Origin of the sequence: Candidatus Kinetoplastibacterium crithidii (genome assembly GCA_027557655.1) — a bacterium.
Lineage (GTDB): Bacteria > Pseudomonadota > Gammaproteobacteria > Burkholderiales > Burkholderiaceae_B > Kinetoplastidibacterium > Kinetoplastidibacterium crithidii_C.
Genome location: CP064915.1, coordinates 673,145 through 687,958 on the forward strand (window position 1 = coordinate 673,145; position 14,814 = coordinate 687,958).

Here is a 14,814-nt window from a genome sequence, read left to right on the forward strand (position 1 = left end):
CCTTCTTTACTATTTATAAAAAAATACTGCATTTATTTTTTAACTTGGCAAAAAATATCAAAAATCAAATAAAAATCCACCTATATGATCAAATCCTAATCTAAACGAACTTTTATAAATTTACGTTTGCCTATTTGAATAATATGTAGGCCTCTATTTAATAATAAAGATTTGTTATCTATTCTTTCCCCATTAACCTTGACACCTCTCTGTTCTATATATCTTTGAGCTTCAGAGTTAGAGGAAGTTAGACCTGAACGAAACATAGCATTTATTATATTTAATGGAGCCAATCCCAGATATATTTCTTCAATATTTTCTGGAGCTATACCATCACGAAACCTACTATTAAAATTTAGCAATGCCTGATTAGCTTCCTTAGCAGAGTGAAATCTAGAAACTATTTCTATAGCTAAAGCAATTTTAATCTCCTTTGGATTAAGACCACAACTAACATCTTGTTGCATCTTTTTTATATCATTTATTGATCTAAATGATAAGAGATCAAAATATTGCCACATTAATTCATCTGAAATTGACATAATTTTAGCAAACATAACATCAGGAACCTCATTAATAGCTATAAAATTATTTTTAGATTTTGACATTTTTGCAATGCCATCAGTTCCTATTAATAAAGGCATTGTCATAACACATTGAGGTTCTTGCCCATATTCCTTCTGTAGTTCTCTTCCTACAAGCAAATTAAACTTCTGATCAGTTCCACCTATTTCTAAATCAGATTTTAAAACAACTGAGTCATAACCCTGCATCAATGGATATAAAAATTCATGCAATGCTATAGAAATACCATTTTTATATCTTTTAGTAAAATCATCTCGCTCTAACATCCTAGCAAGAGTATAACTAGAAGCAAGTTTAATAATACCACGAGAACCTAATTGATCAGACCACTCTGAATTATACCTAACTTCAGTTTTATTTTGATCTAGGATTAAAGATGCTTGTTTATAATAAGTTTTTGAATTTTCTTCTATTTGCTCTCTACTTAAAGGAGGACGAGTTACATTTCTACCACTAGGATCTCCGATCGTAGCTGTAAAATCACCTATCAAAAATACAACAATATGACCAATATCCTGTAATTGCCTTAATTTATTTAAAACTACAGTATGACCAAGATGTATATCTGGAGCTGTCGGATCTAATCCTAATTTAATGCGAAGAGGAACTCCATTAGAATAACTTCTTGATAATTTAAGAATAAAATCTTGTTCTACCAATAATTCATCACAACCCTTTCTAATAATAGATAAATTTGATGCAATTTCTGAATTCATATAAGGTTCTTGACAATATGTAATTAAAGATATAATTTAAAATGCATTTAGTGTAAATATATAAATTTTTTACTGTAGATTTTCATGTCAGTAATAACGCTTACTTAAACAATAGCACTAGAATGAAATTATGTGTGTTGTATTTAAGATTATGCAATTATAAACTATCAATCGCTTTTTCTAAAATAAAAGTTTTTTATTACTGAATTCTATAAAATTAAACCTATCAATAAAAGTCATCTTTAACTTTGAAACTATACTAGCAAAAATATGATTAAATCTTCTTGTGTACGCAAATATACTTTTATCGCAACTATATTTTTAGCTATTGTAGTAACATTAGGCCTTTTATTACAAAAATATGAAAACGCACAACAGCCTCAACTAAAAATTGTTAGAGGAGAACGAAAGTTTAATGTAAATAGCAAAATACTAGAAATAAATGATATTCATAAACCATATATAAGCGAAACTATAATTAAAACTGGTGATAATCTAAATTCTGTTTTACAAAGATTAAAAATAAGTAACATAAAAGAAATTCAAAGATTCATTAGCAATGACAAAAATGCTAAAAAATTAGCAAAATTACTGTCTGGAAGACCTATGTATGCAGCTACTGATTCAACAGGTAGCTTAATATGGCTAAAATATTTGCATACGCCAAATTCAGAATTAAACAGCAAGATAGCATCCAAGTATTTACAAATAACAAAAGATAAAAATAACTATTATAAGGCTTCAGAAGAAGTTGAAATACCTACTAAACATGTTCATGTAGCCTTTGGAAATATTCTTTCATCTCTGTTTGAAGCAACAGAATCAGCAGGAATTCCTAATTTTATTGCATTGCAAATGACAGATATTTTAAGTAATAAAATAGATTTTGTAAGAGAGTTAAGACAGGGAGATCAATTCATAATAATTTATGAATTGCAAACAATCAATGGCTATAATATAGGTAGTGGCAAAATACTTGCTATGGAATTTAAAAACCATGACAAACAATACAATGCTATATGGTTTGATAATAATGGCCTAGAAACAGGAGCTTATTATGATTTCGATGGAAATAGTCTTCAAAAAGCATTTCTAAGAAATGCTGTAAAATTTACTAGAATAAGTTCTACATTTGGCAAACGTTTACACCCTATTAATAAAACTTGGGTTGAACACAAAGGTGTGGACTATGTAGCCCCTACAGGAACTCCAATATATGCAACAGCAGATGGAATTGTAGAATTTGTAGGATGGCAAAACGGTTATGGAAAGGTAACAATATTAAAACACTATGATAAATATTCCACTTTATATGCCCATCAAAGTCAAATAGCTCCTAAAATATCAAAAGGCAAAAAGGTACATCAAGGACAGTTACTTGGATATGTTGGATCAACAGGATGGGCTACTGGACCACATTTACATTACGAACTCAGAATAAATAATAAACCTGTTAATCCTCTAACAACAAATCTACCAATTTCTAAAAAAATTGATAAATCAAATTTTGAAGCTTTCAAAAACACCATGGCTTTTTATCAAACACAAATAAATTTTTTAGCTAAATTTAATAATGATTCTATTAAATTAGCTTCTAGCAACTAGATTTTAATTTAAATAGAGAAAGATGAACCACATCCACATGTAGTTACTGCATTAGGATTGTTTATAACAAACTGTGCTCCTTCAATATCTTCTTTATAGTCTATTTCTGCCCCTTTCAAATACTGAAAACTCATTTCATCAACAACTAACTTAATGTCTTCTTTGTTTAATACAATATCATCCTCATTTATATCCTCATCAAAAGCGAAGCCATATTGAAAACCAGAACAACCACCACCTTGAATAAAAACACGTAAATTTAAATTTTGGTTATTTTCCTCTATTAAAAGTTCTCTGACTTTTGAAATAGCTGAATCTGTAAAAATTAATTCTGAATTACATGACAAAGTTGTATTTTCTATAAAATCCATAATGATACTTTCTACTCCTTATACAGGATAAACTATAAATAAAATTAAAACTTATGGTAAAACAGCTATTTGTTCTAATCCTGTTGTTTCTGGAAAATCAAACATTATATTCATGTTCTGTACAGCTTGACCAGCTGCCCCCTTAACCAAATTATCTTGAATTACTAATATAATCAAATCGTCACCATTATTTGGTCTATGAACAGCAATACGAATATTGTTCGATGATTTTACAGATCTAGTTTCTGGAAAACTACCTGGTGGCATTACATCAATAAAAAATTCATCTTTATAACGTTCTTCAAAAATTTTCTGAAAATCTAGATGAGAGTATTCAGGCAGTATTTTAGTATAGATAGTAGAAAACATTCCTCTTATCATAGGCACTAAATGAGGTACGAAAATAAGATTCACTTTATTACCAGAAATTTGTTCTAACTGAGATACTATTTCAGGATGATGCCTATGCCCCAAAACACCATAGGCTTTAAAATTATCAGATGACTCAGCAAATAGTGAAGATGTTTCTAATTTTCTACCAGCACCAGATATACCTGATTTACAATCCGCTATTATTCTATCTAAATCTATAAATATATTATTGTTCTCTAACACTGGCGTCAAACCAAGTATAACAGTAGTAGGATAACAACCAGGATTACCTATTAAATTAGTTAAAGATATGCGATGACGATTAATTTCAACTAATCCATATTCAGCATTTTCTAAAATATCAGGACATACATGTGGTATTTTATACCATTTCTCAAATGTATCTTTATTTTTTAAACGAAAATCAGCAGCAAGATCAATAATTTTTGTACCAGAATTCAATAAATGTTTAGCCTGTGACATTGCTACACCATGAGGAGTTGCAAAAAAGACAACATCACAAACAGTCAAATCAACTTCATCAGGAGAAGAAAATTTTAATAATATACGATTACGTAGGTTAGGATATAATTCTTCTACAGCTATACCACTCTCTTTACGAGACGTAATTACACATATTTCGACCATTGGATGATTTAACAAAATTCTTAGTAGTTCTACTCCTGTATAACCAGTTCCACCAACTATTCCAACTTTAATTTTTTTATTTAGAAAGTTTTTCATATAAGGGTACGATAGTTAAAGTTTATAAAAAATTCTACAATGCCACAAAATGTAACACATAAAAAAATGGCTGTCTCGCAGTACTATTGCTAACAGCCATTTTTCGAGTAGTTTCAAAGATTTAACGTTTACTAAATTGTTTTTTGCGTCTAGCTTTACGAAGACCAACTTTTTTTCGTTCAACCTCTCTTGCATCACGAGTGACAAAACCAGCTTTAGATAATGATGCTTTTAAATTAACATCATAATCTATTAAAGCCCTAGTAATTCCATGACGGATAGCACCAGCTTGTCCAGTTTCGCCTCCCCCTGAGACATTTATATTAAAATCAAAAGAATTCAAAAAATCTGTTTGATTTAATGGTTGTCTTACAATCATTCTACCCGTTTCACGAGCAAAGAAATCGTCTAAAGGTTTACCATTGATTATGATATTACCTACACCTTTTTTCATAAAAACACGTGCAACTGAAGTCTTACGTCGACCTGTGCCATAATTCCAATCACCAATCATACATATTTCCTTAGAATTTCAGAAGCTTAGGCTGCTGAGCAGAGTGAGGATGAGTTTCACCAGCATAAACTTTAAGTTTTTTGATCATAGCATAACCCAAAGGGCCTTTTGGCAACATTCCTTTAACAGCTTTTTGAATAGCTCTTCCTGGAAATTGTTTTTGCATTTTTTCAAAATTAGTCTGACGAATTCCACCAGGATAAGTTGTATGTCTGAAATAATTCTTACTAAAAGATTTATTTCCTGTAACTACTATATCAGAAGCATTAACAATTATTATAAAATCTCCAACATCAACATGAGGAGTAAACTCTGGCTTATGTTTTCCTCGCAAAATATGTGCAACTTCGCTGGCTACACGACCCAAAACCTTTCCTTTTGCGTCAACTACAAACCAATTCCGCACTACTTCATGCGGTTTAGCCACAAAGGTCTTCATTTTTAATTCCTAATATAAAACCAGACAACAAATAAATAAAATTATTATTTGTTGTATTGATTCTTAGTGAAAAAGTAAATATAAAAAAGTTCAATAATGGAAAAATGCCTAGATGTTATAAATCATCTGTACATCAAATTGAAATCTAAATGATTCTTACATAAAAAATATACATTTGCAATATTTTATAGAAAATATAAAGATCAATTAATATCCAGCAACAGACATGTTTTCTATCAGAATTGATCCTGAAGTTTTATTACCTCTCGTAATTTGATCTGAACCTACCGCAACAATCTTACTAAACATTTCTAGCAAATTACCAGCTATGGTTACTTCTTGAACGGCATGTTGTATTTGACCATTTTCAACCCAATAACCAAAAACTCCTCTTGAATAATCACCAGTCACATAATTAATACCTTGCCCAATTAATTCTGTAACTAATAACCCTCTATCCATTCTTTTTATCATCGCATCAAGACAATCTTTTTCTAAAGTTCTGTTAGAACTAATATATAAATTATGCGAACCACCTGCATTTCCTGTAGTAGTCATACCTAGTTTTCTAGCTGAATAGGTAGATAAAAAGTAACCTTCTAAAATACCTCCTGAGACAATTTTTCTTTTCTTAGTAGCCACTCCCTCAGAATCAAAAGAAGAACTACCAATTTCCCCATATATATGAGGATCATCAACTATATCAATAAAGTCCGGAAAAATTTTTCTACCTAAAGCATCAATTAAAAAACTAGATTTTCTATAAAGATTACTACCACTTGATGCCTGCGCAAAAGATCCGATTAACCCCAATGCAACAGGAGCTTCGAACAAAACAGGATATTTACCTGTGGGAATGCGTCTAGCATCAATGCGAGATAATGTTCTTTCAGCAGCAATACGTCCGACAACAACAGGATCCAAAAGTTTATTAGGGTTACAATTATTAGTACACCAAAAATCTCTCTGCATACTACCATTATTATCACTAGCTATAGGCACAACAGACAGCGAATAGTCAGAGTAATAGTGGTCTCCACAAAATCCTAATGTATTACTTATCAAAGAATAACTCTCTTCACAATCAATAAAAGATCCATCTGTATTAATAATTTTATTATCAAACTCCATAGCAGAACATTCAGAAATTTTTGCTATATCTATTATTTCCTCTGTTGTTCTATGCCATTTATGATAAACATCAAAATCCTTTTGTTCTTGTGCAAAAAGACTTGGTTCAGGCAAACCAGATGCATAATCAATAGCTGTATGCTTAGCTATATAAAAAGCAGCTTCTACTGTTTTTTTTATAGATTCCGCAGAAAAATCTGAAGTAAAAGATGATCCACTTCTTTTTCCATTAAAAACAACTAAACTTAGAGAACGATCATGTGTATGCTCAATTGTATCAATATTGTTCTTTCTTACAGAAACTGATAAACCTTTGCTTTCAGAAATAGAGGCAACTGCATCACTAGCTCCTAGAATAATAGCATCTTTTAATGCCATGCTAATTACCTCTCTTAGGTAATTTCGATCATTTTCTGATAATGATAATGAGGTAGAAGAATTAATCATTAAAATCCAATAATATCAAGACTTAAGTTTAAAATAATAAATTACATAAGCAAAATGATATATTAAATCCTTATATCATCTGAATAAGATACATTATAATGTAATAAATTTTGTAAAAGCAATTTTTGAAAAATCAAAATACTAACAATAAAAATTAGCATTTTATAATAAACATATAATTTTATAGCTATAAACAATGAATATTAGTACTGTAGAAATTAAAACTCAAGAAAACCCTAAGCATACAATCATTTGGCTTCATGGGCTTGGAGCTGACTCTAGAGATAGCTTACAACTACTAAGCTATCTAAACATAACAAAATCAAAACTAAGGTTTATATGTCCTGATGCGCCAAAAAGAACAATAACAATCAACAATAATTCAATCATGAGAGCTTGGTATGATATAAAATCTAGTGAATTAAATGAAAATATTGATATTAGAGGTATCCAAGATTCAGAAGAAATAATTAGACATCTTATACAGGAAGAAATAAATAAAGGGATTAGAAGTGAAAATATTATATTAGGAGGCTTTTCGCAGGGTAGTGTTATATCTTTGTATACAGCAATGAATTTAAATGTAAAAATAGCAGCTGTGATATGTTTATCTGGTTATTTACCAGATATTAAATATGAAAAAATAAACAATATCAATATAAACACTCCATTTTTCGTTGCACATGGCTTATTTGATGAAGTAGTACCAATTAATAAATTCTATACATATATATCAGAACTAAAAAAAAATGGTTATTATCTAATTACAAAAAAAGAATATCGACATGGACATACTGTCAATGAACAAGAGCTACAAGACCTTAGGTCTTTCATAATAAACATAATTAATAATCCTATTTTTTCAAATTAAACCTAACGAGACGTATAGATGGATCTTCTTTATCTTGAATGTTAGAAAACCCAAGTTTTTCTAACAAAGTAAGCATTGGTTTGTTATTCTTTAGAACATAACCATTTATATAATCAAGCCCTCTTTTTCTAGCGATTTCAAGAATGTATGTCATCAAATGCCTACCTATACCTAGTCTTTGCCATTCATCACCTACCACTAAAGCATACTCAGCACCAATTCCATCTTCATTATATAAATAATGTACAAAACCCATCATGTTTTCTGTTATTGCATGAACATCATTGTTATATTGTTTTTTCTCAGGAGCAACGACAACTAAAGCTAGTTCTCTGTGGTAATCAATTTGAGTATAATGAGCTAGCATTTTTGGAGTTAATTCCTTCATTGCTGAAATAAACCTCATATATCTTGTTTTATCAGACAACTTTCTAATAAAACCTTGCAAAATTTCAGCATCTTCTGGTCTAATTGGTCTAATAGTACAAAGCATATTATTTTTTAAAATAATTTTTTTAATTAAATCAACTGGATAAGGATGTATTGCCATATGTGGGTAGTTAATTTCCTTATAGGATATATTGCTCAGAACATTAGACCTTAGTAAGATCTTTGTATCTAATGATCTCAAATAATTTTTTCCAACAAAAAAATCTTTTATGCTCAAATTATCTATTTCTGGAAATTCACTTACTAACTCTGAAATCTGGACTAAAATATGTTGCAAATTATTAAATACTTCTTTAACTACAGTTGGCTTTATATTATTTTTGTAAACTCCACTACGCTCAATTAATAAGTTAGCAAGAAAATTATTTAAAGGTGGTATATCTATACCAATATTTTCTTGTTGATAAAAATCATTACTAGCACCTCCATGCAAAGCAATAACTGGACCAAATACCATGTCAGACCATACATTTATAGTAATAGGACCTATTTCCTGATTCACATTAATATTTTTAGAAAAATTGATATCGAATAAACCACATAAAGATTCTATCTCTTTCCTATCTAAGAAAAGATTTTTTTTAAGAATCGCTTTCTTTATCAGTTTTCGACCCTCCTCAATATGACCAGATAAATAAAATGGTAAAGAAGGCTGAACTTGTAATAGCATTTGCTGATTATAATAATATTCTGCTAGAACACCCATAGCATATGCAGAAGACTCTGGAGTCCGAAAAGCATAAGTTCCTACGGAATTTAATAATTTTCTCAAGGGCCTCATTTCAGCATCACCCATTAAACAAGTGACAACTGGTTTTTTGGTTTTTGATGTTATTTCTGCTAAAGACTTAGTAACTGTGAAACTATCCAAAGAAAAATCAGGCGTTAACAATATTAAAATACCATCAACTCTCTTATCAATCAAAAGAGCATTAATAATTTTATATATAATCTCACTTGTAATAGGCTTATATAAAATAATAATATTTTCCTTAATTCCATCCTTTTCTATAAAAGATTCCAAATATTGTAATGTTTCAATACTTAAGTGCGCTTTCATCAGAATAGAAGTACGATTCATCATGTCTGAAGCTAGTTGAGGTGGACCACTTCCATTTGATAATAATACTATATTACGACCATAAATTTTATTTGGATATGATAAAACTTTAAGTGCAGAAAATAAATGTATGAAATATTGTACTCTGACAGCACCAGCTCTTCTCATAACAGCACTAAACACTAGATCAGCTCTATAATCATCTTGTCCCGCTTTTAAAACAATCACAGGCTTAACTCTGGCTAGAGCTCTTAAGGCACTAATAAATTCTCTGGCAATACCTGTAATATCTTCCAGATAAAGAACTATACTATCTGTGTGTATATCCCAAATTAAATAGTCTAATATCTTAGATATACTAAGAGAATCTTTCTTACCAACAGAAGCTATCAAAGAAAAACCAACACTCACGTCTTCCGCCCAATCCATCACAGAAGCTGCAATAGATCTGGATTGTGTTATCAAAGCAACTTTACCAGATTTAGACGTATGATTATATAAACTAATATTTAAGAAAATATGCGGCCTCTGTATTCCTGACGATTCTGGTCCCAATAATTCACACTGATTATCAATAGCCCATTTTTTACAAAAAAAAATGCTTTTATCATCAAACCTATCATGAACAGGACAATGCAAAATTATGAGAGATTTGGGCTTAAATACAGATATAAAATCTAATGCTTCAAATATTAAATCTCTAGATATACATATTACAGCTAAATCAACCATTTCAGGTAGCAATTCTTCAATAAAATTTTCTTTCAAATGAAATCCTGAAATAGTACTATAATCGACATGTAATATTTTCGTAACTATATTAGAAATAGAAATTCTTATCTTTACCTGTGAATCAATAACAAGCAGTACAGAACGAGGTTCGAACAAAGAAGTAAGAAAATGTCTCGACATCAAAAACCTCGAGAAATGTTTATTAATTTATGGGCTATAATCACTATATATTGTTTAAATTTTAACAATTAGCATTTTATTCTAATACATTTTAATAAATTTTATGTCTAATAATCAAATCAGAGTTCGCTTTGCTCCTTCTCCAACAGGAGATCTTCATTTAGGCGGTGCACGTACTGCACTATTCTCATGGGCCTTTGCTCGTCATAATAATGGTGTTTTTTTATTAAGAATAGAAGATACAGATTTACAAAGATCAACTAAAAAATCTCTTGAATCCATAATAGAAGGAATAAATTGGTTAGGATTAGTTCCTGATGAAGTACCAATATACCAAACTAACAGAATGGAACGTTACAAAGAAGTACTTCAAAACATGTTAACTGATGGCTCCGCTTATTATTGCTATAGCTCGCCAGAAGAAATTGAATTCATGAGAGAGTTAGCAAGAAAAAATTTCTTGAAACCAAAATATAATGGCATGTGGCGACCAGAAAAAGGAAAGCAATTACCTCAAATACCAAAAGGACGAACTCCAACAATACGATTCAAAACTCCACAACATGGAATAACCAAATGGAATGATATAGTAAAAGGAGAAATTATTTTTCCAAACGAAGAATTAGATGATTTGATAATTGCTCGTTCTGATGGAACACCAACTTACAATTTCTGTGTAGCAGTAGACGATTGGGATATGAAAATTTCACATGTTTTACGTGGTGATGATCATGTAAATAATACTCCTAAACAAATAAATATATTAAATGCAATAGGAGCAAATATACCAGAATACGGTCATATTCCTATGATTCTAGCTTCTAATGGGGAAAAACTATCTAAAAGACATGGAGCTGTAAGTATACTAGAATATAAGAAACTAGGGTATCTGCCTGAAGCAATGGTAAATTATTTATCCAGATTGGGCTGGAGTCACAAAAATGATGAAATTTTTAGTAGGCAAGAATTAGTCAGATGGTTTGACCTAAAAAACCTCTCAAAATCATCTGCTCAATGGGACCCCAAGAAATTAAATTGGATAAATTCTCATTACATTAAAAACACAAGCTCTACCGATCTATCAAAAATGATATATAAGCAATATATGATAGAAAAAAATATAGATCTTAATGTAGCAAACTTACAAGGAATAATTGATCTTTTTAAGGATAGGGTTAACACTTTATTAGACCTAGTAGAATCTGTCATGCTTTTCTATTTAGAACCAACAAGAGAATCTCTGAAACAAATAAGTAAAGAAGATACAAAAATATTAAAATTATTCCTTACAGAAATAGAAAATATAGAATGGCAAATAGATAGTATAGATATAGCAATAAAAAAAATCTTAAATGATAATAATATTTCAATGAAACAATTAGGTGTCCCAGTAAGAATCGCTCTGACAGGAAATACAAAAACTCCTTCTCTTAACAAGATATTAATTGTTATGAATAAAGATACAGTAATTCATAGAATAAATAACGCAATCAAAACAAACAATTAAACTATCAAAAAAATCAATATTTTTTATCTTATATCTGTCAATAATTATTTGTAAAAAAACAAAACAAAATATTTTTAACTTGTATAAAAAATATCTAAACACTACTATTAGTGTTTAGATTAAAGAAAAGTACTATATGTTGTATTATAAACGTATAGGCTAGATTAAAATTTTTGTACTGCTTAATAATAAAATTAAACAGTACTTATAAAAAGAATTAAGACATGGAAAATAAAACAAATAATTCAGTTGAAACATTTTCAAACAATAGTAATGAAAACCAATGGATGAAATATAAGGTAATTCGTCGTGATGGATCAGTAGTATACTTCTCACCTAATAAAATAAGCACAGCAATGGCAAAGGCTTTTATCGCCGTTCGAAATGAGCAGAATACACTGTCAGTTAGCAATAGAGAGCTTATAGAAAAACTAACTAATCAAGTAGTAATATCTTTAACACGAAATAAAATTGATAACGCAACTTTCCATATAGAAGATATTCAAGATCAAGTAGAATTATCGCTAATGCGTTCTGGTTTACATGATGTAGCTAGATCTTATGTTCTATATAGAGAAAAAAGAAATCAAGCTAGAAAAAATGAATATATTTCTTCCCTTCAACAAAAAAATGAATTTCAATCAATAATTGTCGAAGATTCCGGATTAAAACGTCAACTAGATATAGATAAACTTAAATCAATTATAAAATCTGCATACACTAATTTTGAGAACTTACTCGATATCGAAGAAATTCTAAAGGAAACAATAAGAAATTTATATAACGGCATCAAAATAAGCGAAGTATTTAAATCTCTTATTCTTACTACTAGAGCAAAAATTGAAAAAGAACCAGCATATAACTATATTACTGCCCGTCTTTTGCTACATTCTATTAGAAAGGAAGTTTTAGGAAAAGAACTGAACCATGAAGATATGGAAACGAAATACAAAGAAGCTTTCGAATCATTTATCACAAAAGGTATCTCTTCAGGGTTATTATCACCAAACATGGGTAGTTATGATCTTAAAAAACTTGGAAATGCATTAAATCATAATAGAGATCTAAAATTTAAATATTTAGGATTACAAACTTTATACGATAGATATTTTTTACATATAAATAATGCTCGCATTGAATTACCACAAATATTTTTCATGCGAGTAGCTATGGGCATAGCACTAAAAGAAAACAACAAAGAAGAAAAGGCCATAGAATTTTATGAAATATTATCTTCTTTTGATTTTATGAGTTCTACACCAACTTTATTTAATTCTGGAACAAAACATTCGCAAATGTCTTCCTGCTATCTAACAACTGTACCAGATAGTTTGGAAGGTATTTATGATGCAATTAAAGAAAATGCATTATTAGCAAAGTATGCTGGAGGACTTGGGAATGACTGGACTCCAGTTAGAGCTTTAAGGAGTCATATAAACGGCACTAATGGGGAAAGTCTAGGTGTCGTTCCTTTCCTTAAAGTAGTAAATGATACTGCTGTCGCAGTTAATCAGGGAGGTAAGCGCAAAGGAGCTGTATGTACATACCTAGAAACCTGGCATCTAGATATAGAAGAATTTCTGGAACTCCGTAAAAATACTGGGGATGAACGACGAAGAACTCACGACATGAATACTGCTAATTGGATTCCAGACTTGTTTATGAAAAGAGTGCATGAAAATAAAGAATGGACTTTATTTTCTCCTTCAGATTGCCCTGATCTACATGATAAATACGGTAAAGAATTCGAAATAGCTTATATGAATTATGAGAATAAAACTACAACAGGAGAAATAAAATTATTTAAAAAAATTCCTGCTGTTACTCTATGGAGAAAGATGCTTTCTATGCTATTTGAAACTGGTCATCCATGGATAGCATTTAAAGATCCTTGCAATATAAGATCTCCTCAACAACATGTAGGCGTTGTTCATAGTTCTAATCTCTGTACAGAAATTACATTAAATACAAGCAACACTGAAATTGCAGTTTGTAATTTAGGATCTGTTAATTTGGTTAATCATATCAAAGAATCCGAAAATGGAAATCTTGAACTAGATTTAGAAAAATTACAAAAAACAATAACAATAGCTATGCGCATGCTAGACAACATAATAGATATTAACTATTATGCCGTATCTAAAGCAAAAACAGCAAATGAAAAACATAGACCTGTAGGACTTGGATTAATGGGATTCCAAGATTGTTTACATATGATGAAAATTCCATATTCTTCCCAAGAAGCTGTAAATTTTTCAGATAAATCTACAGAAGCATTATGCTATTATGCCTATTTAGCATCTAGTAATTTAGCAAAAGAAAGAGGCAAATATAGTACATTTGATGGCTCGCTTTGGTCGAAAGGAATTATGCCACATGATTCTTTAGAACTTTTGTTAGAAGAACGAGGTAATTACCTTAATTTTGATAAATCAACTTCTCTAGATTGGAATCACTTGAGATCCCATATTCTAGAACATGGTATGAGAAATTCAAATTGTGTTGCAATTGCACCAACGGCTACAATTTCAAATATAATTGGAGTATCAGCCAGCATAGAACCTACATTTCAAAATTTATATGTAAAATCAAATCTTTCTGGAGAATTTACTATTATCAATGAATATTTAGTAGAGGATTTAAAAAAAATAGGTTTGTGGGATCAAGTGACAATATCTGATTTAAAATACTTTGATGGAAGTTTGTCAAAAATAGATAGGATTCCAAATTTCATCAAAACAATATATAAAACAGCATTTGAAATAGAATCATACTGGCTAATAGAATGTGCCGCAAAACGTCAAAAATGGATAGATCAGGCTCAATCTTTAAATATATATATGCATGGAGCATCTGGCAAAAAAATAGATGAAACATATAAATTAGCATGGACCAAAGGATTAAAAACGACATATTATTTAAGAACATTAGGTGCTACTAGTGTAGAAAAATCTACCGGGAATGGTGGTGAGTTAAATTCAGTAAATATCTCAAACAATAACCTGAAAGATAATAAACCAACTTGTTCTATAGGAAATAATTCTGAAGAATGTGAAGTATGCCAATAATACGTTTATGAAGTATTTAAAA

At 30.0% G+C, this 14,814-nt stretch carries 11 protein-coding genes; 4 read left to right on the top strand and 7 right to left on the bottom strand.

The window, feature by feature from the left end; genetic code table 11:
• Positions 1-95: 95 nt before the first annotated feature.
• Entirely contained in the window at positions 96-1,301 is a 1,206-nt protein-coding gene (locus I1N47_03145; protein ID WBF65416.1) for a tyrosine--tRNA ligase, read from the bottom strand.
• A gap of 270 nt (positions 1,302-1,571) precedes the next feature.
• Here I1N47_03145 and I1N47_03150 point away from each other — a divergent pair, with 270 nt between their 5' ends.
• On the top strand, positions 1,572-2,906 hold the full coding sequence (locus I1N47_03150; protein ID WBF65417.1) for a M23 family metallopeptidase: 1,335 nt from the start codon (positions 1,572-1,574) through the stop codon (positions 2,904-2,906).
• Positions 2,907-2,914: 8 nt separating this feature from the next.
• Here the strand turns inward: I1N47_03150 and erpA are convergent, their stop codons facing one another.
• The 5 genes from erpA to pmbA form a co-directional block, all read right to left on the bottom strand.
• Positions 2,915-3,277, bottom strand: a complete 363-nt coding sequence (gene erpA / locus I1N47_03155; GenBank protein WBF65418.1) for an iron-sulfur cluster insertion protein ErpA — start codon at positions 3,275-3,277, stop codon at positions 2,915-2,917.
• Between the two features lie 51 nt (positions 3,278-3,328).
• On the bottom strand, positions 3,329-4,393 hold the full coding sequence (locus I1N47_03160; GenBank protein WBF65419.1) for an N-acetyl-gamma-glutamyl-phosphate reductase: 1,065 nt from the start codon (positions 4,391-4,393) through the stop codon (positions 3,329-3,331).
• A gap of 121 nt (positions 4,394-4,514) precedes the next feature.
• Positions 4,515-4,907 carry a 30S ribosomal protein S9 gene (gene rpsI / locus I1N47_03165; protein ID WBF65420.1) on the bottom strand — a complete coding sequence of 131 codons (393 nt, stop codon included), beginning with the start codon at positions 4,905-4,907 and terminating at the stop codon, positions 4,515-4,517.
• A gap of 10 nt (positions 4,908-4,917) precedes the next feature.
• Complete coding sequence (gene rplM / locus I1N47_03170) at positions 4,918-5,346, bottom strand: 50S ribosomal protein L13 (protein WBF65421.1); 429 nt, start codon at positions 5,344-5,346, stop codon at positions 4,918-4,920.
• A gap of 207 nt (positions 5,347-5,553) precedes the next feature.
• Positions 5,554-6,924 (bottom strand): metalloprotease PmbA, encoded by a 1,371-nt coding sequence (gene pmbA / locus I1N47_03175; protein WBF65422.1) that lies wholly within the window; start codon positions 6,922-6,924, stop codon positions 5,554-5,556.
• A gap of 196 nt (positions 6,925-7,120) precedes the next feature.
• Between pmbA and I1N47_03180 the strand changes: the two genes are divergently transcribed.
• Entirely contained in the window at positions 7,121-7,795 is a 675-nt protein-coding gene (locus I1N47_03180) for a prolyl oligopeptidase family serine peptidase (GenBank protein WBF65423.1), read from the top strand.
• On the opposite strand, the gene I1N47_03185 is transcribed toward I1N47_03180, so the two are convergent.
• Positions 7,779-10,217 carry a bifunctional acetate--CoA ligase family protein/GNAT family N-acetyltransferase gene (locus tag I1N47_03185; GenBank protein WBF65424.1) on the bottom strand — a complete coding sequence of 813 codons (2,439 nt, stop codon included), beginning with the start codon at positions 10,215-10,217 and terminating at the stop codon, positions 7,779-7,781. The two genes, I1N47_03180 and I1N47_03185, sit on opposite strands and share 17 nt — an antisense overlap.
• Before the next feature lie 103 nt (positions 10,218-10,320).
• On the opposite strand from I1N47_03185, the gene I1N47_03190 reads away from it, so the two are divergent.
• A complete protein-coding gene (locus I1N47_03190; protein WBF65425.1) occupies positions 10,321-11,724 on the top strand; it encodes a glutamate--tRNA ligase in 1,404 nt (467 codons plus the stop codon).
• Between the two features lie 224 nt (positions 11,725-11,948).
• The gene (locus tag I1N47_03195) at positions 11,949-14,792 is read left to right on the top strand and encodes a ribonucleoside-diphosphate reductase subunit alpha (protein ID WBF65426.1); all 2,844 of its coding nucleotides are present in this window, start codon (positions 11,949-11,951) and stop codon (positions 14,790-14,792) included.
• The last annotated feature ends 22 nt before the right edge of the window (positions 14,793-14,814 follow it).

Bases quoted from the DNA above. Each gene is read 5' to 3' on its own strand.
- I1N47_03145 (WBF65416.1), bottom strand. From the start codon at position 1,301: ATGAATTCAGAAATTGCATCAAATTTATCTATTATTAGAAAGGGTTGT.
- I1N47_03150 (WBF65417.1), top strand. From the start codon at position 1,572: ATGATTAAATCTTCTTGTGTACGCAAATATACTTTTATCGCAACTATA.
- erpA (WBF65418.1), bottom strand. From the start codon at position 3,277: ATGGATTTTATAGAAAATACAACTTTGTCATGTAATTCAGAATTAATT.
- I1N47_03160 (WBF65419.1), bottom strand. From the start codon at position 4,393: ATGAAAAACTTTCTAAATAAAAAAATTAAAGTTGGAATAGTTGGTGGA.
- rpsI (WBF65420.1), bottom strand. From the start codon at position 4,907: ATGATTGGTGATTGGAATTATGGCACAGGTCGACGTAAGACTTCAGTT.
- rplM (WBF65421.1), bottom strand. From the start codon at position 5,346: ATGAAGACCTTTGTGGCTAAACCGCATGAAGTAGTGCGGAATTGGTTT.
- pmbA (WBF65422.1), bottom strand. From the start codon at position 6,924: ATGATTAATTCTTCTACCTCATTATCATTATCAGAAAATGATCGAAAT.
- I1N47_03180 (WBF65423.1), top strand. From the start codon at position 7,121: ATGAATATTAGTACTGTAGAAATTAAAACTCAAGAAAACCCTAAGCAT.
- I1N47_03185 (WBF65424.1), bottom strand. From the start codon at position 10,217: ATGTCGAGACATTTTCTTACTTCTTTGTTCGAACCTCGTTCTGTACTG.
- I1N47_03190 (WBF65425.1), top strand. From the start codon at position 10,321: ATGTCTAATAATCAAATCAGAGTTCGCTTTGCTCCTTCTCCAACAGGA.
- I1N47_03195 (WBF65426.1), top strand. From the start codon at position 11,949: ATGGAAAATAAAACAAATAATTCAGTTGAAACATTTTCAAACAATAGT.